Genomic DNA, 25,141 nt, shown 5'->3' on the forward strand with positions numbered 1-25,141 from the left:
AATGAATTCCAACATTTCTTTACTGGTTCGACCGAAACCGGAACCTTCTGAGAGCTTTCGAGGCTTCTTGCTTCGTGTGTCATCAGCAAATGGTTATCATAACACTGGCTGGATGCTCAGATCGCTTGGGATCACGCCGCGTGCCGTATTACCCAAAGAAGATGTTGAGAGGCTGGCGCAGGCAATCGATGTTCCGCAGCGTGCGCTGTTTGAAAGGCAAAACAAGATTGTCGAACCGCGATGGACGCGTGTAGGTCACCATGATGTGCACATTTGCACCATCGAAAGGCGTTCATTTCGCTGCTGCCCTCAATGTATGCAAGACAATCCTCACCACCAGGTACTTTGGGACCTTAAACCTCTGACGGTATGTCCGAAACATCGCACCTATTTGATTGAGCGTTGCACGGAATGTGCTCGTCGTATCAGTTGGGGGCGTGAAAGTCTTACTCACTGCGATTGTGGTAAAGATTTAAGAACACTCAAATCCCGGTCAGCTCCGCCGCAAACGGTCGATTTCTGCAGATTGTTGGAAAAGCGATTTTGGGCGATATCAGCAGATAAAGCATGCGGTGTTCACCCTGAATTGCAGAAGTTGGATTTCACCGATCTCTTAAATTATGCGATGTTTCTTGCCGCTTACATTTCTGGTCGCGGTCGTGGAACAGGTCGTCAGTTGTTTTACAATCTGACATCAGATGCTTCGCATGAGGTTTTTGACCGGGTAGCCATCATTCTCTCTGACTGGCCGAACGCTTTTCATCATCTGCTTGACGATGTGCGGCAGTTTGCGGGCGCAGAACTTGAAAAACGTGTTGGTCTCGAAGCCGAGTTTAGGTCTCTCTATAAAAACCTGTTTCGCAACCAGCGTGAAGTCGAGCACCTGAACCTAATCCGGTCCGAGTTTGCCAACTACATTCAAAAGGAATGGTTCTCTGGATTTGTTGTGCCGACCAGTAAGCGGATGGGCGAAGAGTGGGTGCAAGATCAGTCTTTCGTTACTTTGGCGGAGGCTTCACGCCGACTTGGTATTCATCCAACTATCCTGAGACGAGATATTGCCGCGGGAATTCTGGTTGCAACCACCCGAGAGATGCAAAGCAGGTGTCTGCGTGTCTTGGAAGTCTCGGAGATTGAGCGTTACCGAAACGCGCGAGAGAACCTGCTGGGAACCGATGATGCTCAGGAACTGCTCGGAGTTTCCAAGCACCCACTCATGAAATTAGTGAACGCAGGCCTGATCAAAGCTGTCAAAGGGCCAAAGGTTGATAGTTCACAGCACTGGGCATTCAAGAAACAGGACATCGATGAATTAATTGCATCTTTGGCAAAGCAAGCGACCTATCGTCAGTTCACAGATGAGCCTGTGACTTTTACCAAAGCGCTGCGCCGTTGTACCGCCAAGGGGCTTTGTATCGTTGATCTGATCCAGGGAGTGCTCGGTGGAGAGTTGAAAGCGCTGAAGCGCTCGACACAAGTCATCAATCTCAAAGATCTGTTCTTTAATGACGCAGACTTCAGAGCCTTTCTTTACAATGAGAAACGGACGATCAAATGGGCCGTTACCATTCGTGAAGCGTCAAGGATGCTTGGGCTAAATGAAGAAGCAGCACGTGATCTCGTGCATAAGGGGTTCCTCGAAACAATCTCCGTCCCGGTAGATGGCCGTCTTCGCAGACAAGTTTCATTAGATGCGATTGAGCGGTTTAAGTCGACTTACGTTTCAGCTTCCTGTTTAGCCGCAAATAAGAATACTTCGGCAAGAACTGTCGTCGCCCAACTGCGGGAATTAGGGACCAACCCTGTTACCGGGCCAGCGATTGACGGAAGTCGTCAATACTTCTTCAGACGATCCGCTTCTGCATAAGACGATAGCTTTAGTGGATCGGTTGTGAGCGGAACCGACGCGAATTAATTGACTCTTCTTCAGTATGTGGCCAGTCTGATGACTGTGACGCAACGACAGTAGTGGTTGCCCACTTTCCGAAGCCCGCGCATGTCGCGGGCTTTCGTGCTTTCAGAATCTGTGCGTTTCAAGATATATGACAATGTTCCTAGTACCGGTTAAGTCGGACTTCCATCAGCGCCTAAATCGGTGATTCCTTCGCTCAGATTGAGTGAAGGAAAATTAAGTAACCTCATCATATCAAATCTATTGAGATGGTGATTCTGGAGCCATACAAGATAATTAGAGCGCAGACGCAAAGCCATGTTTGTAACTTCGAAGGCTAAGCGTGTATGGTGAATGAATACAATTTAGGCTATCGCCGGTGGAGAAGATGCAACTTCAAGATTTATTCGACTTGTACCGTGATACCGCTCGTACTGAGCGTGAAAAAGGCGACTATTTTGAGCGCTTGGTTCGCATCTTCCTAGAAAACGATGACATCCAAAAGCAATATTACTCCGAGGTCGTTCCCTACGCCGACTGGGCAAAGGCTCAAGGGTGGAAGGGTACTGATAGCGGTATCGATTTGGTGGCAACACTCTCGGATGGTTCCGGTTATGCAGCTATCCAGTGCAAGTTCTATGTGGCGGATCACGTCATCCAGAAGCCGAATATCGATAGCTTTATCTCCGCAGCATCTAACGAGCTTTTTTCGCGCCTGATTATCGCAGATACATCTCAAAAGGACTTTGGGAAAAATGCGAAAGAGACACTCGATAAGGTGTCAAAGGATTGGAACCGTATAGGCATCAACGAGTTGATGGCCAGTCGTATTGATTGGAGCCAATTCCTGCGAAACGGTGAAATCAGTCTAACAGATAAGAAGAACCCAAAAGATCACCAGCGCGAAGCCCTCAAAGCAGTCTTGGACGGGCTCAAAGAGGATGATCGCGGCAAACTAATCATGGCTTGCGGCACCGGTAAAACATTTACTGGCCTCATGATTGCCGAGAAAATTGGGGGTCCAGGAAAGCGTGTGCTTTTCATGGTCCCGTCGCTGGCTCTGATGTCTCAGACGGTGCGTGAATGGAAGAATGATTGCTCGGTCGATTTTACGGCTTTTTCAGCTTGTTCAGACATTAAAGTTGGTCGTAAAGCCGATGCTGACAGTCTCGATCTAAATGTTCATGATCTGGCATTTCCCGCCACGACTGATCCGCAGAGGCTCGCGCGCCAAGTAAATGACGCCAGTGCGGAGAAAATGACCGTCGTTTTCTCGACATATCATTCTATTGATGTTCTGACGCGTGCCCAGAAAACATTCGACCTACCGGAATTTGATCTGGTCATTTGCGATGAAGCGCATCGGACGACCGGTGTGACGCTAAAGGATGAAGATGACAGTAACTTTGTCCGTATCCACAACAATGACTATGTAGCCGCCAAAAAGCGCCTCTATATGACAGCGACACCCCGCATTTTCGGGGATGCAGCGCGGCGAAAAGCAGATGAGCATGACGCCGAACTGGCGTCTATGGATGATGAGACGAAATTCGGCAAAGACCTCTTTCATCGCGGCTTCGGTTGGGCGGTCGAAAACGACCTGCTGACCGATTACAAGGTTGTTGTTTTGGCCGTAGACGAAGGCTTGATTTCGACAACTATCCAAAATCGTCTCAAGGATGGTGCAGAGCTTACTCTTGATGACGCGACAAAAATCATTGGTTGCTATAAAGCGCTGACCAAATCGGATATGGCCGCGGATTTGGATTTTGATCCGAAGCCTATGAAGCGTGCACTCGCATTCTGTCAGACGATTGCCAAATCCAAAATCATTGAAGACGAGTTCGCGCAAGTCGTTGAGGAATATGCAAGTAATGAACAGATAGATAGTCCGTTTGGCCTGAACACTGAGGTCCGGCATATCGATGGTAGCTATAATGCCAGTGCACGTGAAGAGATGCTCAATTGGCTCAAAAATGATGCGGGTGATGATACTTGCCGTATATTGACCAATGCCAAGGTGCTCTCAGAAGGTGTTGATGTGCCTGCTCTTGACGCCATTATGTTTATGCACCCGCGCAAAAGCCAAATTGACGTCGTTCAATCCGTTGGGCGTGTCATGCGCAAAGACCCCAGCGGGCAAAAGAAGCTTGGCTATGTGATCCTGCCGGTTGCTATTCCGCCAAACACCAAACCAGAGGAAGCATTAAACGATAATGAGCGTTACAAGGTCGTCTGGCAAATCCTGAATGCTCTGCGTGCCCACGACGAACGTCTCGACGCTCGAATCAACCAAGCAAAAATTGGCGAGGATATCAGCGACAAGGTTGCGTTTTTGAGGGTTTCCTCTGAGACAGAATTAAAAGAGCTCACTGCTGTCGTTGATGACTTTGCTACGACCAAGAACCGTGATGGCAAAGGGAAAGCTGAAATCGGCAAACAGGGCCTTGAGCGTCGTCCGGGTGATGATCCTGTTCAAGGTGAGTTGGTCTTTGATGAATTCACCCGTGCCATCATGGCCAAGATCGTTGAAAAATGTGGAACCCGCGAATACTGGGATACTTGGGCCAAGGACATCGCCAAGATTGCCCAAACCCACATTACACGCATAACAACGATTGTTGCCAAGGAAGGGCCAGAGCGCAAAGCGTTCCTCGCCTTCCTTGAGGAACTGCAGGACGATCTGAACCCCGAAATTTCTGAGATCGCGGCAATCGAGATGCTGGCACAGCATCTCATTACCAAACCGGTCTTTGATGCGCTTTTCAAAGGTAGCCGGTTTACAAAGGAAAATCCGGTGTCTCGCGCGATGGAGACTGTTCTCGGCCAACTCCACGAACACAATCTGGAAAAAGAATCTGACAGTCTTGCAAAGTTCTATGCCAGTGTGGAGCGACGCGCAGCGGATGTAAAAACTGCGCATGGCCGCCAGACTCTGATCACCGAACTATATGACAAGTTTTTCCGCACGGCCTTTCCCGTTCTTACCGCGCGGCTTGGTATCGTATACACCCCGGTCGAAGTGGTGGATTTTATCATCCATTCAGTCAATGACGTACTCAAGGCTCAGTTTGGCCAGACTCTGGGTTCCAAGGGTGTTCATATCCTGGATCCCTTCACCGGCACCGGTACCTTCATTACCCGCCTGCTGCAATCGGGTCTGATCGCGCCCGACGAGTTGGAGCATAAATACAAGCACGAGATCCACGCCAACGAGATTGTTCTTCTGGCCTATTACATTGCCGCTGTGAATATCGAGACTGTTTATCACGAACTGGCTTTTGGCTCGTTAACCGCGAACGCCCCCTATGACCCGTTTGAGGGAATTCTGCTGACAGATACGTTCCAGATGTATGAGCAGGAACGCGATATGGTCGCTAATCTCCTGCCTGATAACTCGGAGCGTCGAACTAAACAGAAAGCGCTGGATATCCGCGTCATCATCGGCAATCCGCCATATTCGGCAGGGCAGTCCAGTGCCAATGATAATGCAGCCAACATCATTTATCCTCAATTGGACGCAGCGATCCGAGATAGCTATGTGGCAAATTCAAACGCTACTTTGAGCACGAAACTATACGACAGCTATATCCGTGCATTCCGCTGGGCCTCGGATCGGATCGGTGATGCTGGCGTTATGGCTTATGTGACCAATGCAGGATGGATTGATGGGAACTCCGCCGATGGGATGCGCAAATGTCTCGCCGAAGAGTTCAGCGATCTGTATGTCTTTCATCTGCGCGGAAACCAACGTACATCAGGCGAAACCTCACGCAAGGAAGGCGGAAAAATATTCGGATCGGGAAGCCGTGCACCGATTGCAATATCAGTGTTAGTAAAGAATCCAGATGCCACCGAGCATGGACGCATCCTCTTTCACGATATTGGCGACTATCTCAACCAGAAGCAAAAGCTGGCGATTATCCGGGACTTCGGTTCTGTTGAGGGCATTGCTATGGCCAAAGGCTGGAAAGAAATAACGCCTGACGAGAATAATGACTGGCTGGATCAGGCTGACTTTTCCTTCGAAAACTATGTTCAGATAGGGAATAAGAAAAAGGAGAACGGAGAGTTAGTTCTATTTGGTCTTTACTCTTTAGGTGTTTCGACCAACCGTGATGCTTGGTGCTTTAATGCATCAAAAGATCGGCTTTCATCCAATATCGCGAGAATGGTTGATTTCTATAACTCTGAGGTGACACGCTTCCAAAACATGGGTGGCGGTATAGCTCCTGATCAGTTTGTTACTTTGGACACAAAGAAAATTAGTTGGACAAGAGGATTGAGAAATCTCCTCAGTAGAAAAAGGCTGCTTAGTTTTTCAGAAGATCAGATTGTTGAGGCAGTTTATCGCCCATTTGAGAAATCGTGGCTCTACTTTGATCGGCAGATCATTGAAATGATTCTACAAAATCCCAAGTTCTTTCCATCGCCGGAAGTTGAAAATAGGATCATAAGCATAAAGGGCAATTGGCGTGGTGACGGTCAATTTGCATTGATGACCGACGCAATTTTGTGCAGCCAGCCAGACGGTGGCGCTCAGTGCTTCCCTCTATATCTATATGACGGCACCCAACCAGATGAGGGGCTCTTCGCCTCCTCAGGCGATCAGGAAAGTTGTTTCAGCCGCCGAGAGGCGGTCACTGATGAAGGCCTCTCGCATTTTCAAGCCGCCTATCCAGGCAAGGCTATCAGCAAAGAGGACTTGTTCTACTACATCTACGGCCTTATGCACTCACCCGACTACCGCGAGCGGTTCAAGAACAACCTCGCCAAACAGCTCCCTAGGATTCCAGCTGTGAAATCCTTTGCCGATTTCGCCGCCTTCCGTGATGCAGGTCGCGTACTTGGCGAGCTGCATGTGAATTTCGAGACAGTGGCACCTTACATGGTGACCTTCAAGGAAGGCGATCACCGTCTGATTCCCGAGGCTGAAGCCGAGCCGAAAAAATTCTATCGTGTTAAAAAGATGAAGTTTGGCGGCAAGGGCAAAGACAAGGACCGCACGACCGTCATCTACAATGAAAACATCACCATGCAGAACATTCCTCTGAAGGCCTATGACTATGTGGTCAACGGGAAGCCGGCTTTGGAATGGGTGATGGAACGCCAGGTTGTAAAAACTGATAAGGCAAGTGGGATTGTTAATGACGCCAATGATTATGCGAATGAAACTGTCGAGGACCCCGCCTATCCTTTGAAGCTGTTCCAGCGCGTTATTGCTGTCAGCCTTGAAACAATGAAGATTGTGAATGGTTTACCGAGTCTTGATATTGGTGACGACGAAGCTAGCAGTAAAGCCTTCGGGACCATTGATGAGCTTAAACAGGGTATCAGAACACATTGGGGTGAAGCAGACGCAGCAGTAGTTGCGATACGAATCATTGATGAGTTGAGTTCAAGGAAGCGACCGGAAGGCGATATCCTTACGGTCAGCGATATTCTTGAGATGCTGCAATCAAAAGAGCTCTCAGACGATATCATTGCCGCCCTGTCTATTCTTGCTCAATCCGAGTTTGCCGTCTTCAGCTCTGGCGGTGTGCTCGTCGATGAAGGTGGAAAACGTCACAGGCTTTCGCCAGAAGACTTCCAGGAGGTCCTCGACCGCGACACTGTCGTCCATCCGACAACCCGGGAGCAGCTCAAAGAAGCTTCAAAGCGGGTCGTACCGCTATTTGACTTAACGGCTGATATCTTCGGAGGCACAGTTCAATGAGCGAGATGACCATCAATGATCTGCGAGTTCTCTATTCGGGAACTCCTCAGGGAGCTCACTTGGATTTTGTTTTAGCTCAGAACCATCCTGCGAGAGTCACTGCCCTGCAAAAAAGTGTCGACTTTGCGTGCAATTATCTCGAGCAAGACAAGCATAAAAACCAAAAACTTGATGAAGATCAGCTTAGTTTGCAGATTTGCGCAATGCTGAGGATGGCAGGTTTTCAGGTGGCGCATGACAGAGATTTAGGTGGTCACCCCGACGTTGTTGTTGAAGGGAAGGATCTTTTCTTGTGGCTCGCTGAGGCCAAGAAGCACAGCAGTTATGAATGGCTCAATAAGGGGTTCAATCAGCTTTCAGCGCGCTATTCCACAGGCGTGCATGGGCAAGATCATGGTGAGATTCTTGTTTACTGTTATGTAAAAGATGCCAAGGCTATGCTTGCAAAGTGGCGCGATGAACTAAAGGGGAAGAACCCAAAAGTTACTACAGAAGACTCGCCATGCGGAAACCCGCTTCTGTTCTGCTCTAAACATAAACATGGCTCATCAGGTATGGATTTCCATGTAAGGCACAAAGCAATTGCACTCTACTGGGATCCGAAAGACAAATGACGTATAAAGCCAGAAGATCATAGGAGTGCCGTTCCTGATGTATTTCTATAAGCGCCTGATATAAAAGTTATTTTTACGGTTCTGAGAAATTCCAACGTTATTTGTCGTTTGATTTCAGCTTTATGTGTCAGAATTCCTCCAAATCACGGCTCTTTGGCTGTTTTCCATTCCAGTTTTATGCGTCAATTCACACATTGCGAACAGATACTTCATTTTGGAACCATGGCTGCGAGAAATTGCAGCCATGGTTTTTTATGAATATGGACGAATACCCAAGTTCAGCGACCCGTGCTTCAACACGGAAGCGTCAAAAAAGGTCGCCATGAAGCGGCTTCGTGAATAGTATCTGTTTGTCGGTTGGGTTTTACCCCGACCGTAAAATATAAAAACAAATACCAATTCGGGAGGCGCGGACAGCAGGCCCAATAGCCGCTATTCCGCGAAAAATAACGCAATGCGTTTGTGGCCAGCGATTTCGTCGCGCGTTGTGGTCCGACTGGTTGCCGGTATCGTGGCATTCGCGACTTACGGCAAGGCGGATGCGTGCGAACTGAGCATTCTGACGTCCTATCCGTCGTCATTTTACAAGCCGTTCATTGACCTTTTTGTCCAGCAAACGGGTACAATAGACGTATGTGTTCAGAACAAAAACACCATCGGCCTGATTTCCCATGTGCGCGAAAGTCGCCGACCGGTTCCTGATATTGTCTGGGCAAGTTCCCCCGTCGCATTCGAGCTTCTTGATCAGCACGGTGCCTTGGCCAAGTTTCCCCAAAAGGTATCCAAGCCGCTTGGAGTCAGTGGTATTCAGCCCGATGCTCCTGATGGATCACGGTTTGGTTTCGCACTTTCGACGATTGGTGTGATGTCAGAAGCTGAACAGCCGTTCGGAAATGGGCAATTCGAAATAGCTGATCTGGCGTCGCCACAATATTACGGTCTGCTCGGTATGAGCTCTCCGTCACGCAGTGGTACGACCCATCTTTTTGTCGAAAGCTTGTTACAGCAATACGGATGGAATGATGGTTGGGCATTGTTGTCGCAAATTGGTGGCAACTTGGCGACCGTCACTGCGCGCAGTTTTGGTGTGCGAGACGGCGTGGCGCGCAAACGGTTCCCTTACGGCATCGGGATTGATTTTTTGGCGCAGTCTGAATCGCAAGCCGGTGATGCCTTGTCGTTTCAATCATTTTCGCCAAGTTGGTATTTCCCGGCCAGTGTTGCGGTGACCGGGTTGGGTGCCCAAAATGCCAAATCCCTTGAATTCGTAGACTTTTTGCGTGGTGATCCTGCCCAGAAATTGCTGCTTCAGCCTGAGATCAAGCGTATTCCGATAGATCCAAGTCTATGGCCGCGGGCCGGATTTTCCCCGTCTGAAAACAGTCCTGCGCAGGGGCTTGATCTGAAATTGGCGGCACGTCGTATGGCGGTGGTTAATGCGCTTTATGATGACATGATCACGCACCGCTTGCTTGAACTCAGGAAGCTTTGGCAATCACTGCGTAGACTGGAAGCCTCCCCGGTCATAACCCAATCTGATGCGACGAGACCGTTGTTAAATGCCGTTCGGGATGCGCTCGAAGCGGTCCCTGTTGCCGCCTTCATGGCAAACGAGCACAGCTTTGAACGCGTATTTTCCGATGTCATTCCATCCGAAAATACTGTGGTTGGCAGGCTCCGGGTGCAAGACAGTTGGTCTAATGATTTCAGTCAGCGTTTCAAATCGGCCCGAGAGTTGATTGCGCGAATGGACTCGTTTCAAAGTCACCTTGATACGGGTGCTGTGAAATGAATTGGCGTCCGAGCAGTCTGAAATCCAAGCTGACTTTGTCGATCATCGTTATCGCCAGTGTCTCTGTCATGGCAACGGTGATTTCCAATCTGACCCTGGGCGGGGTCAGCCAGACGGTGGGCGACCTTGCATCGGAGAACCTTTCGGTTACGGCAACAAGTGCCCGTTTTGCCGAAATTGGCCAAGAGATCAGGGTTGATACCCCGCGTTTGGGAAGTGCCAATACCCAGTACGGTCGGCAAGAAGCTCTGAACAGCTTGGAAGGCCATTTCAGAGACCTGAAACAACTGAGTGACGAGCTTTCGATCTATGCGCCGGAGCTGACAGAAAAACTGACTGGCTTGCTTGATGCGCTGATGGGGAATGTCGAAAAACTTGATGCCAATGTCGCTGGCAGATTTACCATGCGAGACGATCTTGGCCGGCAAGTCTCAAGGATTAACAGGCTGCATAGCGACTTCTTGCTCGAAGTTGATCCCTTGCTGATTGACGCAAATTTTAACGTAACATCGGCTATTGATCGCAGCTTTGCTATCCCAGGGCAGGAAATACCGGCCGATGCTGTCGTCAATGAAGTTCGCTTCACCGAGGCTCTTGGCCGTTTGCATGCCGCCTGTAACCTGATTGTCGGTTTAATGTTGCGCGCTGTAGGTGAAGATGATTTCGGCGCGATTGAACAACTTCGGTTGCGTCTTTTGGAGAGCATTTCCGAGGCCAACGAAAATCTGCCTGCCTTGCAGCAAAACAGTAGTTCCATCACCCTGCTTCAGATTTGGCGTGAAATTGCGTCCTATGGGGACAGTCCACGTGACTTGCTCGAATTGAAGCTACGCGAAACAGCTTTACGCCGTCAGAATACCCAGCTTCAGAATGAAAGCGCCGTATTGCTCGAGGCCTTGGGCGGGCTTGTCGCCGATACCGTGCGTGAAAGTGGTCAGCGCACCGAAAACGTATCGCGCCAGATCAAACAGGAAGTGCGTAACGGGCAATTATTCGGGGTTTTGGCCGGTCTTGCCACTGTTGTGTTGCTGATCCTTTTTTCGGTGTTTTTTGTGCGCGGACAGTTGTTGCAACGATTGATGCGTGTCTTGTCTTCGATGCAGATCATTGCAGATGGTAATTTTGCGCACCGGGTTCTGGTCGATGGCAAAGACGAGATCGGGCAACTTGCTGATGCAGTGCGATTGTTCCGTCACAAGTCCCAGCAGCTCGAAACGCATGCCGAGGCCCTTCAGGGAACAAACAGCGAGTTGCGTCACGAAATCGCCCTGCGTCGTCAAGCCGAACAGGATTTGCGGGAAACTCAGGCAGAACTCCTGCAGGCAGCGAAATTGGCCGCGTTGGGACAGTTATCTGCAAGCATCGCCCATGAATTCAATCAGCCATTGGCTGCCCTTAGTTCCTATAACCACAATGCTGAACTCTATCTTGAGCGCGGCGAGATCGAAAAATGCCGCGAGAAACTGGTAGATATCGACAGGTTGGTAAAACGTCTCTCAAAGACGTCCAACCATCTGAAAAGCTTTGCGCGCCGTCCGCAAGAAGCCGTCACACGCCATAATGCGGTCGAGGTTCTTGAAAACGCATTGTCGCTTTTTGATGAACGTGTGACGCGCGACAATATCAAGGTTGCACGCGACTATCCAGATGGACCGGTTTATGTCCTTACCGACCCGGCAAAGCTTGAACAGGTGTTGGTAAATCTGATCAGTAACGCGATTGACGCGGTGGAAAGCCGGGATGATCCGGTCCTGCATCTGGTGATCAGCGAAACTGACCGCCGAGCGATCATTTCAGTGGCTGATAATGGCACCGGATTTGCTCAGGAAGTCAGTGACAAACTGTTCGAACCCTTCTTTACAACCAAACCACCAGGCAAGGGGTTAGGTCTTGGATTGTCGATCTCGTTCAATATTATTCGTGACCTTGGCGGCCGCTTGCAAGTCCTGCCGCAAGCCGGTGATCAGGGTGGGACGACCGCAACTGTGGAGCTGTTTAAAACGTGACCGATAACAGTGTAAAACCACCAGTCCTGTTGATTGATGATGAAGCTGAAATTCGTCGTGCATGGGAAGAGACCCTGCATCTGAATGACTTCACGCCATACTCCTTTGAAGACGGGGCGGCGGCAATTGCGACCCTTGCTGCTAATTGGCCAGGCGTGGTTCTGACCGATTTGCGGATGCCGGGTCTGGACGGTTTTGGTGTACTTGATGCTGTCAAACGTATTGATCCAAAGATCCCGGTTATCATTGTAACTGGCCACGGTGATATTCCGATGGCGACCAAGGCCGTCAAAGCCGGGGCTTATGATTTCATCGAGAAGCCGGCAGACCCGGATACATTGCTTGCCGTTATGGCGCGCGCAGCTGAACTGCGCAGATTGGTTCTGGAAAACCGGCGCCTTAGCCAAAGCAGTTCAGACGGCTATAAAATCGAAAACCACATTATGGGCAATCACCCAAAGATCGAACGGCTACGGGCGCAGATTGCCGTCGTGGCCGGGGCGGATGTAAATACTGTGATCTATGGGGAAACCGGCACCGGCAAGGAGCTTGTTGCCCGTGCACTACATGAGTTGGGGCCGCGTAAGGATGGACCGTTCATCGCGATTAACTGTGGTGCTCTGAACGAAAATCTTATTGCCAGCGAATTGTTTGGTCATGAAACCGGGGCATTTACCGGTGCAGACCGCCGCAGAATCGGTAAGCTTGAACAGGCTAGTGGCGGGACCCTTTTCCTTGATGAAATCGAAAGCATGCCCTTAGGTCAGCAAACTCAGCTGTTGCGTGCTTTACAAGGTCAGGTAATTGAACGACTTGGCGGAAAATCCCAAATCACGATTGATGTACGGGTCGTTGCTGCTGCCAAGGAAGATCTGGAACTGGCGTCCGAAGAAATGCGGTTCCGCGCCGACCTTTATTATCGGCTGGCAGTTGCATCCCTGACCATTCCGTCCCTGCGTGATCGCGGCGATGACATTGCACTATTGTTTGTGCATTACGTTACGAAGGCCTGTCGCAAACATGGTTTGACGATCCCGGAAATCAGCGAAATCAATCTTGATGATTTACGTGGAAAGCCTTGGCCGGGAAATGTGCGTGAACTTGTAAATGCGGCAGAACGTTATGCCTTGCAGCTGGAAAATGCTGGAATGGCCGCGGATCAGTGTGATGCGGCCGTCATGTCATTGCCAGACCAGATAGATGCGTTTGAGAAAAAGGTAATCGTATCCGCAATGCGACGTTGCCGTGGCCGTGTTCAGGAAACGGCCGATTACCTGTCGATCCCACGCAAGAAACTGTATCTGCGGATGCAGCACCATAATATCGATAAGCAAGCCTTTTCAGGCGGTGAATGATGGGTCGTTCGTGACACGTGATTTTTCACATATGTGTCAAAATTGACCCAATTCATTTTGTAATGCATGTCTGTATTTTCTAGTTATTGTTTTTATTTCAGTTAGTTAGTCAGGTTTCTCCTGATGCTGCCTTCTGGCACATGCGTTGCTCTTGTTTGGTTGCCGATCTTCGTCGGTCAATGAACAACCAAATAGGGAGGAACCAGTGTCCAAATTGGTTCAAAAGACTTTGCGTCATCTGGGGACAGGTGTTGCAATTGCGGCAATGCTTGCAACTGCGAGCGCACATGCTGCTGACGACAAGCTTGTGATTGTTACGTCCTTCCCGTCTGATCTGACGGACGTTTTCAAAAACGCCTTCATGAAGGAAAACCCTTCGATTTCTGTCGAGGTCGTCAATAAAAGTACGTCGTCTGGCGTGAAATACCTGATTGAAACGGCACAGAACAACCAGTCGGATATCTTCTGGGCATCAGCACCGGACGCGTTTGAAGTGCTGAAAGAAAACAGTCTTCTTGCGAAATACGAATCAGCCGTTGGCGGCGTTGCCAGCGAACTGAACGGTTATCCGATCAATGATCCGGATGGTTATTATTCCGGCTTCGCTTTGTCGGGTTATGGCTTCATGTGGAACGAACGTTACATGGATGCCTATAAACTTCCCGAGCCGACCGAATGGGAAGATTTGGCAAAGCCTGTTTATCACGGCCATGTTGGTATCTCTGCACCGTCGCGTTCCGGTACCACGCACCTGACCATTGAAACCATCCTTCAGGGTGAAGGTTGGGAAAAGGGATGGCAGACCATCCGTGATATTTCCGGCAATGCCAAGACCATCACCGAGCGCAGCTTTGGTGTCCCGGACGGGGTGAATAGCGGTTCATTTGGCATCGGTATTGTTATCGACTTCTTTGGTTTCTCGTCGATGGCATCGGGCTTCCCGGTTGATTTCCGCTATCCGAGTGTTACCGCACTTGTTCCGGCCAATATTGGTGTGATCAACAATGCTCCAAACAGCGCACCGGCACAGAAATTCATCGATTTCCTGATGTCGGAAACCGGTCAGGGCCTGTTGTTTGATCCGAAAATCATGCGTCTTCCGGTCAATCAGAGCGTTTATGCAAACGCACCCAAAGGTCTGCCGAACCCGTTTGATGGCAGCATCAAATCAGAAGTGCAGTTTGATACTGCGGTTTCGCAGGCTCGCTATAACGTTGTGAACTCGCTGTTTGACGTCATGGTTACCTATCGTCTGGAAGACCTGCGTGCTGCAGTGGTCGCGATTCAGGAAGCCGAAGCCGCACTGGCCGAGGGTGGTTCTGAAAATGCTGAAGCAACCAAGCTGATCACCGAAGCCAAAGCACTTCTTCATACCTTGCCGATCGATGAAGCCAAGGCAAATGATCCTGAATTTGCCGCGATCTTCAAAACCAAACGCAAGAAGAAGACCGACAAGGTCGAAGGCCGTCAGGCAGAAATCGAACAGGAATGGGATAACCAGATCGTTCAGAACTACCAGAAAGCAGCCGAACTCGCGAATACGGCACGCTTCATGTTCTGAGCTGCATTGACCTCCCTGGTATCATGTAATGTCACCTCGCAGCCGCTGGGGGTATGCGCGGGGCTTACATGATGCTCACCCTCCCTGCCAGAGAAACTCATCGCACGTTCCTCTCTGGCAGGGGCCTAATTTCCCGACATTGGAGAATATTCATGTCCTCCGCCGCTATTGCGCGACCGGTGCGTTTTTCTTCGCTTGGTCCATACATGGTCGCTGGGATTGTTGTCCTGTTCCTTGGGGCATTTCTTCTGGTGCCGGTCCTGAAGGTTATTCAGGTGGCATTCCAGGACCCCGCCAGCGGTTCTTTGACGCTGGTAAACTTCCAGGACTTCTTTAACAGTTCGCTTTTCCGCCAGTCCTTCTTCAACTCGGTCTATGTGTCGGGTATGTCCGTCGTGTTCGCGTCGGCATTTGCGCTACCGTTGGCCTATTTCACGACCCGTTTCAATTTCTCGGGTTCGGTGATTATCCAGACGCTTGCCTTCGTGCCCCTTATCATGCCGCCCTTCATCGGTGCGGTCGCCATGCAGTTGCTGTTTGGATCGAATGGCAGTGTCAATTTGTTGCTACGCGACTGGTTCGGGTTCGACATTCCCTTCATGGAAGGTCTGAATGGCGTCATCTTTGTGCAGTCCATTCACTATTTCCCGTTCATCCTGATCAACCTTAGCGCCAGCCTTCAGAACATCGACCGTTCGATGGAAGAGGCAGGCCAGATGCTGGGTTCAAGCGGCTTTCGTCTTTTCCGCCGCATCGTTTTCCCGCTGGCCATGCCCGGCTATATCGCCGGTGCGTCGCTTGTATTCGTCAAGGTATTTGACGATCTGGGAACACCGCTACTGCTCAACGTCAACACCATGCTGGCACCCCAGGCTTATTTGCGTATTTCGTCGATCGGTATCTCCGATCCGATGGGCTATGTGATTTCTTGTATCCTGATCGTCTTCTCGGTCTTTGCGATGTGGGTGGCATTCCTCGGGATGCGCGGCAAAGATTATTCCACCACGCAAAAAGGTGGCGGGGGGCTGTCAAAACGTGATCTTCGTTCGCACGAAGCGATCCTTTGCTATGTCGTGATCTTCTCGATCCTTGGTATTGTTTTGGCACCTCATCTGGGCTTGCTGTTGCTGTCCTTCGGGTCTGTCTGGTCCTTTAGCGTCCTGCCCGACAGCTTTACCACCAGCCATTATGGTACGGCCTTTACGTCTGCTTGGACCTTTATCAAAAACACGCTGATTTATGCCGGTCTTGCCGGGGTTATCGATATCGTCCTTGGCACAGCCATCGCCTATGTGGTGATGCGCACCAATGTGATTGGCCGTAAGTGGCTTGATTACCTGGCCGTGTCGGCCCTTGCCGTTCCGGGCGTTGTGCTTGGTATTGGTTATTTACGTGTGTTCTATGGCGTGAATATGCCTTTCACCGATCAACCGATGGCAACCTGGTGGGGGATCATTGTCATTGCCCTTGCCGTTCGTCGCCTTCCATACGCACTGCGTTCCTGTACAGCAGCCTTGCAGCAGGTTTCCCCATCTCTTGAAGAGGCATCCGAGAACCTTGGTGCGTCGAAATTTCGCACCGTGCGGCGCATCGTCGTGCCCTTGATGGCAAGCGGTCTGGTGGCAGGGTTTGTAACCAGTTTCTCGACAGCAGCCGTCGAACTGTCGGCAACCATCATGCTTGTCTCGACCGAAAATGATGCACCGTTGGCCTACGGTCTGTACCTGTTCATGCAATCTGCTGCCGGGCGTGGTCCGGGGGCGGCACTTGGCGTGATGGCCGTCATTATCGTCGGTCTGGCTACGTATCTTTCACATCGAATGGTTGATCGTGCGCGTCAGCAGCGCAGCAGCATGGAACGAGCGGAGGGCTCAGCATGACCATCACAACCAATCTTTCCAATAATCGTCGCGCGGAGGCCGACACCATGACGACCATGCAAACAACGCCGGTTCAGATCGATATTGAAAACCTCTCTCTATCCTTCGGCGATACCGAGGTTCTCAAAGGGGTAAACCTGGCCATTCGTCCGGGCGAGTTCTTTGCTTTCCTGGGTCCGTCAGGATCAGGAAAATCAACGCTTCTTCGGGCAATCGCAGGGTTTGGTCCGACCCCGAAAGGTCAAATCAAGCTTGACGGCCAGGACATTGTCGGGTCAGTGCCCTGGCAGCGAAATGTTGGCATGGTGTTTCAGAGCTATGCGCTCTGGCCGCATATGACTGTTGCCAAGAACGTTGCTTTTGGTCTTGAAGAACGCAAAGTGCCGGCATCGGAGATCGCACCGAAAGTGCGTGCCGCTCTAGAACTGGTGGGCATGGGCGACTATGCAGAACGGTTTCCGTCGCAACTTTCTGGTGGCCAGCAGCAGCGCGTTGCGCTGGCGCGCACAATCGTGGTTGAACCACGCGTCTTGTTGCTCGATGAGCCCCTTTCAAATCTGGACGCGAATTTGCGTGTTCAGATGCGTCAGGACTTGCTCAAACTGCAGCGCCGTCTGGGGATTACGACCATTTTCGTGACCCATGACCAGGAAGAGGCGAACACAATCTGTGACCGCATTGCAGTGATGGCCGATGGTGTTGTTCAGCAGATTGGTCGTCCAGACGAAGTTTATGACAACCCGGCAAACAGCTTTGTCGCCAAATTCCTTGGTACGGCAAATATCCTTGATGGGAAGGTCGTAAAGGAAGGCCAGGGCGTGCGTTTCGACTGTGGCGAGAGTTCAGGATTCCCGTTGCACAGGAAGAACAGGCGGGAACTGCAAGGCTGGTTGTAAGGCCGGAAAGTATCGAGTTTTGTGCCGAAACCTCAGACGAGACAGTCGTTGGTTCTGTTGTTTCCGCAGAGTTTCTTGGTGGCATGGTGCGGTATGCGGTTGATGTCGGGGGTCAGCAGCTTCTTGTTGATCAGCGACATACACGTGGCAAAAAACGCATGGAGAAAGGGGCGAAAGTGGCCTTGAAACTTGATCCCGAGCAGGCGGTTTTGATCCGCGATTAACTTTGCCACCGGGCTGCGCCGAATGTGGAGTGACATTTGGTGCAGCCCGGTTTCTCTGACGCTATGAGTTCGACATAATGAAAAAAAGCCATCCGACCATTTTGCTGATCCGTCATGGTGAAACGCAATGGAACGTTGAAGGTCGCCTGCAAGGGTGGCAAGACGCACCCCTGACATTGAACGGGTTTCGGCAAATCTGCGCCGTGGGCGAGAACTTGCGTAAGATCCACGGTGATCTGCGTAATGAAGGCGACATCGCTTACCACACCAGTACACTTGGTCGCGCACGTCAGACCGCTTCCATTCTTGCAGACATGTGGGCTGGCCGGTTTGACAAATTTGATGCCGACAGTGCGTTGGTAGAACGCAGTTATGGTGCGTGGGAAGGTCTGTCACTTGCCGAAGTGGCGAAACATCGCGCTGAAGAATTCGCGCTTCATCAGAATGATCCATGGAACTATCAGGTGCCAGGCGGCGAGTCTAAATCGCAGGTTTTGTTGCGCATCAAAACTTGGTTGAACGATCTCTCAATTAACAAAACCCATGTTGTCGTTACCCACAGTGGCTGTTTTCGCTTGATTCGCGGGTTGTACGCCGGGGCATCTCGGGAAGAGATGGATTGCTACCGCGAGCCCCAAACAACATCCTATCTGCTTCGGTCCGGCAAAAGCATCGAACTTACAATGCCAGAGATTTTGACCGAACAATTCAAGTTGAACGGCAATGCTCTCACGGTTCACATCTGATTCCGAACGCATGGGAAAAGGGCCAGAAGGCGCAATCAAAATCGCCTATGACCCTTTGAATATCGGGGTTTATTCCGGCAACGGAATAAACTCGTCCCGGTCATCGGGTGGTAAATCAAACTGGCCTTTGCCCCAATTGCCCGCGCGCCATTCTTCTTTGGCGGCATCAATACGCTCCTGGGATGATGCGACAAAGTTCCACCAGATATAGCGCGGGCCGTTAAAGGTTGCTCCGCCCAAGATCATCAAGCGCGCACCGGTTTCACCCGCTGCAATCGTGATCTTGTCACCCGGGCGGAAGACCATCATTTGTGCGGGGCCATATTCCTGACCCGCGACCGAGATTGATCCTTCAACAATGTAAATCCCGCGATCTTCATGATCATCTGGTAGTGGCAGGCGTTTGCCAGCGTCAAGCATCACATCAGCATAAAACGTTTCTGACATCATCTTGGCCGGGGCGACCATGCCATAGGCATTGCCAAGAATAAGCCGGACCGAAACGCCGTTATCTTCAAGGACCGGCAGGGTTTCCTTGCCGTGATGTTCAAAGCTCGGCGCGACATCTTCGAATTCTTCGGGAAGGGCGATCCAGGTTTGAATGCCAAACAGGCTGCTGGGGCCTTGGCGAGCTGCGGCAGAAGTTCGCTCGGAATGGGTGACACCGCGCCCGGCCACCATCCAGTTCAACTCGCCCGGGCGAATGACTTGATCGGCACCGGTGCTGTCCTTGTGATGAAAATCGCCCTGATACAGATAGGTGACCGTGCCAAGACCGATATGCGGATGCGGGCGGACATCAACGCCTTTTCCCGTCAAAAGCTCTGCCGGGCCCGCCTGATCAAAGAAGATGAATGGCCCGACCATCTGGCGTTTGGGTGCGGGCAATGCACGCCGCACCTCAAACCCGCCAAGATCACGTGCGCGCGGCACAATCAGGGTCTCGATTGCATCCATTCCAACATCATCGGGGCATCCGGGGTCGATCGAAGGGTTCCAGCTCATCCGTTTTTCCTTTTATCGGGCAGTCGATGGCAAAATCACGACGGCCTTACGGTGTTGCTTGTCGTTCAGTATCCGGGATCGAAGGTCATCAAATATGTAAATCTGTTGATATAAAACGATAACACGCAATGACCTGCCCATCTACCCAATCAGGCGGCGCGACCCTTTCCACGTGCCATACGCTCAAGCAAGCTGGTTTGCCGATCAAGGCACAGCCGAAGATCAAAGTGATTAAGGATGGTTTTACGCCCCTGTTCGCGTAAGGGGATCAGCGCGTCACGGTTCTCAAGGCAGAATGCCATCTTGGCGGCGAGTGCATCCGCATCCCAGAAATCGGTGAGGAACCCGTTATGCCGATCACGAATGATGTCATGGCAAGGCCCGGTGTCAGATGCGATCACCGGTGCACCACATGCCATGGCCTCAAGCACCGACCATGACAGCACGAACGGATATGTCAGATAAATATGCGTAGAGCTGATTTGATACAGCCGGATCAATTGATCATGTGGGATCTGTCCCAGAAAATGGATTCGTGATGGATCGATCTGCGTTTCGGCCATCATGACATCGCGCCAGGTTTGGCCATCCGTGCGCGGTTGGCCGTAACTGACGCCATCACCGCCTGCAATGACGATTTGGGCGTTGGGATGCTGTTGGCAAAGCTTTGCCGCTGCCCGCATAAAGGTTGGAAACCCGCGATAGGGTTCCAGATCGCGCGCGACATAGGTGATCACTTGATCGTTGGCGGTGAGTACCTGGCCGTCTGGCAGGGTCAGGCTGGCTTGCGGGTTGGGTTGGCATCGATGGGTGTCGATCCCGTCATGGCAAACGCCGATCTTGGCGTGATAGGCCGCCGGGAAGGCGGATTTCTGCCATCGGGTCGGGCTGATCGCCGCATCAAGTTGATCAAGGGTGGCCAGCTGTGCCGCATTTCGCAGGCGAAGCTGAGTGCGCTTGGCGAGTGTAACGTCTTCATCAGGTGCAAAGCCGACGTCACGGCCGGTCGCGTGATAATAATGTTCGCAATATCCGATCAAGGGTGTGTTGGGCAAAACATCGCGGGCAAACATCATGCTGCCCCAGCCAATATGGCCATAAACGATGTCAGGTGTGCCTTCTTCACGCACAAGGCTATCAAGCGTTTTGGCAGCTTTTAGTCCAACATCCTGATGATATTGGGCAAAGGGCATGGCCGGTGGCGGTGGGGTGACAGCTTGGCGCAGCGTTCGGATGCCGGGCAGTAGCACATTCATGGCTTCGCACAGAAACGATACCTGCCATCCGGCATTCGCCAGATGACAGGCAAGATGTACAAACTGTCCCGGTCCATGACGATGAACAAGGACAATCTTCATCGGCGGTTTCGGGCCTCCTGAACGGCGATGGCGCCGTTGATCGGAATGCCACCGTAACGCAGGGTTTGCGTCCAGAATTCTTCCAGCCTGCGTAAAGTGCGCAAAGCTGTTTCCATTTCCTGCTGGTCTTCAAGATTGCTGGTCAGGGCTTCGTGATATTCCTCGTGGAATTCATGTAATGCCTGACAAAGTTCATGGCCCTTTGCTGTTAGTTTCAGGCGTGCAGATCGCCTGTCGCGTGCCATGACCTGTCGTTCGACATAGCCAGATTCAGCAAGCTGTTTAAGATTGTAAGACGCGTTTGAGCCCATGTAATGGCCGCGATCCAAAAGGTCACGTACCGAGAGTTCATCTTCGCCGATGGTAAAAAGCAGCGCCACTTGCGCCGGGCTGATGTCATCCTTTCCGAGTCGGATAAGATCTACCCGTAACAAATCCGCAAACCGCCGATATATCCGTTCGACGGTATTTGCCAGTTCAAGATGAGTGACGGTCATAAGTTTCGATCCGTTATCTGGTCCCAAGCGAGAGTTGATGCCAAGGTGGGTTTGCCTAGACACAATTTTCGTGTTGGGGAAGATAACAAGACGTTGTTCTTGAACGATTTTTCCGAACGCCTCTTTCTTCCCGCAGTTTTGCTCGTTCTTCAGAAGTAATTCCAAAGTATTTTTATTTTTGAATTACTTCCATTGTTAATGTTTTTACATTGTCTAATCGTCAACATGAGATCGACATATTTGATTTTATTGTAGAGCATCATGTCATCGCAACTATGTGATTAGATTGCGGAAAAACTATGACTTTTGCTTAATTGGATGATTTTCGATGCAATTTCGCCGCAAAAAGCTGGCAAAACCGGTGGATTTGCCTGTGAATTCGACCGTGAATTCGAAAGAAGCCCGGCCCGAACTTGATGCAAGATCGGTCATTCGCGAGGCCCGCTTTACGTTCGTGCGCGGGCTCGGATGGGCCGGTGTCATGAGCGGCTTCATCAATATCCTTCAACTTACCGTGCCGCTGTTCATGCTTCAGGTGCATGACCGCGTGATCAACAGTCAAAGCACCGATACCCTGCTGTTGCTTCTGGTGATCGCGGTCTGTGCGATCATTCTGTATGGCATCCTTGATTTCGTGCGCGCGCTTGTCTTTCAGGAAATGGCAAAGTCGCTTTTGCGCCGGTTGAACCTGCCTGCAATTTCGGCAGCCATGCGTGTGGCACTTGAAAAAGGATCGCTGCACGGCACCCAGGTCCTGCGCGACCTTTCTGATCTGCGCAACTTCATCACCGGCACCACCATCGCCGCCCCGCTTGAAGCGATCTGGTCGCCGATCTTCCTGTTCGTGATGTTTGCGTTGCATCCCTATTACGGCATTGCCGGGCTGGTGGCGGTTCTGACCCTGATCGGGCTGAGCTTGCTGGGGGATCTGATGATACGCCAGGTCACCAAAGAAGGAACGGACGCCAATCTTCGCAATATCGGTGATATCGGATCGACGGTTTCAAACGCCGAAGTGATCGAGGCAATGGGCATGATGCCAGCCCTCGCCCTGCGCTGGCGTCAGGCACAAATCCACGCCAGCGAGTTGCTTGATGTCGGTAATATCCGCAGCAAGGGGATGTATTCCGTCACCCGGTCCGCTCGTTTTGGCATGCAGATCATTGTGCTGGCGATGGGGGCATACCTTGTGATCAAGGGTGAAACGACTCCGGGTGCGATGATCGGCGGGACCGTGATTATGGGTCGGTTGTTGCTGCCGTTTGATAATGTCACCCGCGATTGGCGGGCATGGGTCGGGGCGTTTTCGTCTTGGAAACGCATCCGCCTGATGCTTGAAGAAAGTCAGTCGGAACGTGAAATCAAGCCCACCCCGCGCTCCGAAGGACCGCTGATTGTCGATAATCTGGTTTATGCCGCACCGGGATCAAATGTACCGGTTCTGCGCGGCATCAGTTTCGAGCTCGCACCGGGTGACATCCTTGGCGTTGTCGGGCCATCGGCTGCGGGTAAATCGACCTTGTCACGGTTGCTGGTAGGGGCGTCGAAGCCCAATAACGGTGGCGTCTATCTTGATGGGCATAGTGCCTATCTGTGGGAACGCGGATCATTTGGCGACATGGTTGGCTATTTGCCACAATCGGTATCGCTTTTGAATGGCACCATACGCGACAATATCAGCCGCATGCGCGATGCAAATCCCCGCAAGGTGATCGAAGCCGCCCGTGCCGCGGGCGTTCATGAAATGATCGGGCGATTGCCACTCGGCTATGACACGCCGATTGGTGCTGGCCGACATACCCTGTCTGGCGGGCAGCAACAACGCATTGCGCTTGCGCGTGCGCTTTACGGCTGGCCAAGGCTTCTGGTTCTTGATGAACCCAACGCCAATCTGGATGCGGAGGGTGAGGCATCCCTGATCAGGGCTGTGCGTCAAGCGGCTGATTCTGGTGCCATGGTGGTTCTGATCGCGCACCGTCAAAGCATCATGCAATACGCGACCAAGCTTCTGGTCATGCAGGAAGGACGGGTTAAGCAGTTCGGGGAACGCACCGATGTGATCCGCAATCTGTCCAATGAAAATGACGACATCAAAAGTCTGCCTTCGGTCAAACGTAAGCAGGAAAACGGAGGTGCGGCATGACCCGTATCATTAACCTTGATGAAGGCGGTGTCGCGATCCCGCACGAAGAACCGCAGGTCGCCTGGCATCAGATCCTGTCTGAAGAACGCGAAGCATCGCGCCAAAGTCTGCGCAAACCGATCATGGCTGGGCTTGCTGTGATTATTCTGGGATTTGGCAGTTTTCTGACCTGGGCGTTTACCGCCGAGCTTGATAGTGCCGCTGTGGCGACCGGTTCGGTGATTGTCGATTCGAAAAAGAAGGTCGTTAACCACTTTGAAGGCGGCATCCTCAAAAAGCTTCTGGTCGAGGAGGGGGATAAAGTCACCACCGGTCAGGTGTTGGCGCTTCTCGACGGCACACGTAGCGAGTCGGAAATTGGCCAGTTACGCGGCGAGCGCTATGGCTTGATGGCCAAGCTTGCGCGATTGCGCGCTGAACAGCGTGGTCAGCAAAATATCGCCTTCTCGCAGGAATTGCTGGCAAGCGAGGAAGACTATGTTGCCGATATCCTAGCCGACGAGGAGCGTCTGTTTGGCAAACGCAACGAGGTCTATACAGCCAAACGTGACGCACAGGCCAAGCAGATCGAACAGTTCGAAGCCGAAGCACAGGCATTGGATTCCCAGATCAATGCCCGCACCCGGCAGGAAAAGCTGGTTGCCGAACAACTTCAAGGGATTCGCCAACTCGCCGACAAGGGCTTTGCCACAAGGACACAGTTGGTCGAGGTGGAAAATAACTGGTCAGATCTTGTCGGGGATATGGGCGAGTTCAAAGCCCAGAAAGCAGCAGCCCAGCAGCAAAAAGCCGAAGCCGAAATCAATTTGGCATCCATTGAAATGGAATGGCAAAGCGATATCGCGACCGAGATTCAGGAAGCGCAGCTTGCACTGAATGATGTTACCCAGCGTCTGCGCGCCAGCAGTGATGTTCTTGACCGGCTTGAGGTCAAGGCACCACAGGCCGGAACGGTTGCCAATATTCAGATCAGAACGCCCGGCGGGGTGATCAGCCCGGCCGAACCAATCATGGATATCATCCCCGAAGACGAACCGTTGGTGATTGAAGCCAGGATTAACCGGCAGGATATCGACTCGGTCCAGGTCGGATCAAAGGCGCAAATTCGTCTGACGGCCTATAGCCAGCGGCGATTGGCCCCTTTGAACGGTGAAGTGCGCTATGTCGCGGCCGACCAAACCGTAGATGAACAGCGCGATTCATCCTATTACATCGTGCGCGCCGCCATCGATCCGGCCGAGCTCGCAAAATATGACGATATTCATCTGCGGCCCGGCATGCCCGCCAACATTCTTGTTCTGAAAACACCGCGCAAGGCCATCGATTATCTGATCGATCCGATTGTTCAGAGCATGGATAAAGCCTTCCGCGAAGAGTGATTCCTCCCCCGCGTGATGCGGAACCAACTAAGGGTCGATCCCGGTTTTCTGCCGGATTGCCCCTTTTCTTTTCAAGTA

16 protein-coding genes are annotated in these 25,141 nt (G+C 51.6%); 13 read left to right on the plus strand and 3 right to left on the minus strand.

Annotation, left to right across the window (positions count from 1 at the left end; all coding sequences use genetic code 11):
- The first annotated feature begins 1 nt into the window (after window position 1).
- The 11 genes from ACMZ66_RS02985 (at window position 2) to ACMZ66_RS03035 (ending at window position 18,681) form a co-directional block, all read left to right on the plus strand.
- Window positions 2–1,867, plus strand: a complete 1,866-nt coding sequence (locus tag ACMZ66_RS02985; RefSeq protein ID WP_416934267.1) for a helix-turn-helix domain-containing protein — start codon at window positions 2–4, stop codon at window positions 1,865–1,867.
- A gap of 412 nt (window positions 1,868–2,279) precedes the next feature.
- Window positions 2,280–7,607: a DEAD/DEAH box helicase gene (locus ACMZ66_RS02990; protein ID WP_416934269.1), complete on the plus strand. Its 5,328-nt coding sequence runs from the start codon at window positions 2,280–2,282 to the stop codon at window positions 7,605–7,607.
- Entirely contained in the window at window positions 7,604–8,221 is a 618-nt protein-coding gene (locus ACMZ66_RS02995) for a hypothetical protein (protein WP_416934271.1), read from the plus strand. Before ACMZ66_RS02990 ends, ACMZ66_RS02995 begins: the two co-directional genes overlap by 4 nt.
- Before the next feature lie 454 nt (window positions 8,222–8,675).
- Window positions 8,676–10,013, plus strand: coding sequence for an ABC transporter substrate-binding protein (locus ACMZ66_RS03000; protein WP_416934273.1), 1,338 nt, complete (start codon window positions 8,676–8,678; stop codon window positions 10,011–10,013).
- Window positions 10,010–12,019, plus strand: coding sequence for an ATP-binding protein (locus ACMZ66_RS03005; protein ID WP_416934275.1), 2,010 nt, complete (start codon window positions 10,010–10,012; stop codon window positions 12,017–12,019). The genes ACMZ66_RS03000 and ACMZ66_RS03005 overlap by 4 nt, the downstream gene beginning before the upstream one ends.
- On the plus strand, window positions 12,016–13,374 hold the full coding sequence (locus ACMZ66_RS03010) for a sigma-54-dependent transcriptional regulator (protein ID WP_416934277.1): 1,359 nt from the start codon (window positions 12,016–12,018) through the stop codon (window positions 13,372–13,374). Before ACMZ66_RS03005 ends, ACMZ66_RS03010 begins: the two co-directional genes overlap by 4 nt.
- Before the next feature lie 205 nt (window positions 13,375–13,579).
- Window positions 13,580–14,935, plus strand: coding sequence for an ABC transporter substrate-binding protein (locus ACMZ66_RS03015; RefSeq protein WP_416934279.1), 1,356 nt, complete (start codon window positions 13,580–13,582; stop codon window positions 14,933–14,935).
- Window positions 14,936–15,087: 152 nt separating this feature from the next.
- Entirely contained in the window at window positions 15,088–16,815 is a 1,728-nt protein-coding gene (locus ACMZ66_RS03020; protein ID WP_416934281.1) for an ABC transporter permease, read from the plus strand.
- A complete protein-coding gene (locus tag ACMZ66_RS03025; RefSeq protein ID WP_416934283.1) occupies window positions 16,812–17,711 on the plus strand; it encodes an ABC transporter ATP-binding protein in 900 nt (299 codons plus the stop codon). Before ACMZ66_RS03020 ends, ACMZ66_RS03025 begins: the two co-directional genes overlap by 4 nt.
- Window positions 17,712–17,722: 11 nt before the next feature.
- Window positions 17,723–17,935 (plus strand): TOBE domain-containing protein, encoded by a 213-nt coding sequence (locus ACMZ66_RS03030; protein WP_416934610.1) that lies wholly within the window; start codon window positions 17,723–17,725, stop codon window positions 17,933–17,935.
- Window positions 17,936–18,012: 77 nt separating this feature from the next.
- Window positions 18,013–18,681: a histidine phosphatase family protein gene (locus ACMZ66_RS03035; protein WP_416934285.1), complete on the plus strand. Its 669-nt coding sequence runs from the start codon at window positions 18,013–18,015 to the stop codon at window positions 18,679–18,681.
- Between the two features lie 69 nt (window positions 18,682–18,750).
- Here ACMZ66_RS03035 and ACMZ66_RS03040 read toward each other — a convergent pair whose 3' ends face one another.
- The 3 genes from ACMZ66_RS03040 to ACMZ66_RS03050 form a co-directional block, all read right to left on the minus strand.
- Window positions 18,751–19,686 carry a pirin family protein gene (locus tag ACMZ66_RS03040; RefSeq protein ID WP_416934287.1) on the minus strand — a complete coding sequence of 312 codons (936 nt, stop codon included), beginning with the start codon at window positions 19,684–19,686 and terminating at the stop codon, window positions 18,751–18,753.
- A gap of 149 nt (window positions 19,687–19,835) precedes the next feature.
- Window positions 19,836–21,044, minus strand: a complete 1,209-nt coding sequence (locus tag ACMZ66_RS03045; RefSeq protein WP_416934289.1) for a glycosyltransferase — start codon at window positions 21,042–21,044, stop codon at window positions 19,836–19,838.
- The gene (locus ACMZ66_RS03050; protein WP_416934291.1) at window positions 21,041–21,541 is read right to left on the minus strand and encodes a MarR family winged helix-turn-helix transcriptional regulator; all 501 of its coding nucleotides are present in this window, start codon (window positions 21,539–21,541) and stop codon (window positions 21,041–21,043) included. The genes ACMZ66_RS03045 and ACMZ66_RS03050 overlap by 4 nt, the downstream gene beginning before the upstream one ends.
- 328 nt (window positions 21,542–21,869) lie before the next feature.
- Between ACMZ66_RS03050 and ACMZ66_RS03055 the strand changes: the two genes are divergently transcribed.
- Window positions 21,870–23,684, plus strand: a complete 1,815-nt coding sequence (locus ACMZ66_RS03055) for a type I secretion system permease/ATPase (protein ID WP_416934293.1) — start codon at window positions 21,870–21,872, stop codon at window positions 23,682–23,684.
- Window positions 23,681–25,063, plus strand: coding sequence for an HlyD family type I secretion periplasmic adaptor subunit (locus tag ACMZ66_RS03060; protein WP_416934295.1), 1,383 nt, complete (start codon window positions 23,681–23,683; stop codon window positions 25,061–25,063). The genes ACMZ66_RS03055 and ACMZ66_RS03060 overlap by 4 nt, the downstream gene beginning before the upstream one ends.
- The last annotated feature ends 78 nt before the right edge of the window (window positions 25,064–25,141 follow it).

This window comes from Thalassospira sp., assembly GCF_048059015.1.
In the GTDB taxonomy this organism is placed as follows: Bacteria; Pseudomonadota; Alphaproteobacteria; order Rhodospirillales; family Thalassospiraceae; genus Thalassospira.

Coding starts and splice junctions, on each gene's coding strand:
- ACMZ66_RS03040 (WP_416934287.1), bottom strand. CDS start 19,686: ATGAGCTGGAACCCTTCGATCGACCCCGGATGCCCCGATGATGTTGGA.
- ACMZ66_RS03005 (WP_416934275.1), top strand. CDS start 10,010: ATGAATTGGCGTCCGAGCAGTCTGAAATCCAAGCTGACTTTGTCGATC.
- ACMZ66_RS02995 (WP_416934271.1), top strand. CDS start 7,604: ATGAGCGAGATGACCATCAATGATCTGCGAGTTCTCTATTCGGGAACT.
- ACMZ66_RS03035 (WP_416934285.1), top strand. CDS start 18,013: ATGAAAAAAAGCCATCCGACCATTTTGCTGATCCGTCATGGTGAAACG.
- ACMZ66_RS03060 (WP_416934295.1), top strand. CDS start 23,681: ATGACCCGTATCATTAACCTTGATGAAGGCGGTGTCGCGATCCCGCAC.
- ACMZ66_RS03045 (WP_416934289.1), bottom strand. CDS start 21,044: ATGAAGATTGTCCTTGTTCATCGTCATGGACCGGGACAGTTTGTACAT.
- ACMZ66_RS03055 (WP_416934293.1), top strand. CDS start 21,870: ATGCAATTTCGCCGCAAAAAGCTGGCAAAACCGGTGGATTTGCCTGTG.
- ACMZ66_RS02985 (WP_416934267.1), top strand. CDS start 2: ATGAATTCCAACATTTCTTTACTGGTTCGACCGAAACCGGAACCTTCT.
- ACMZ66_RS03050 (WP_416934291.1), bottom strand. CDS start 21,541: ATGACCGTCACTCATCTTGAACTGGCAAATACCGTCGAACGGATATAT.
- ACMZ66_RS03020 (WP_416934281.1), top strand. CDS start 15,088: ATGTCCTCCGCCGCTATTGCGCGACCGGTGCGTTTTTCTTCGCTTGGT.
- ACMZ66_RS03000 (WP_416934273.1), top strand. CDS start 8,676: ATGCGTTTGTGGCCAGCGATTTCGTCGCGCGTTGTGGTCCGACTGGTT.
- ACMZ66_RS03025 (WP_416934283.1), top strand. CDS start 16,812: ATGACCATCACAACCAATCTTTCCAATAATCGTCGCGCGGAGGCCGAC.
- ACMZ66_RS02990 (WP_416934269.1), top strand. CDS start 2,280: ATGCAACTTCAAGATTTATTCGACTTGTACCGTGATACCGCTCGTACT.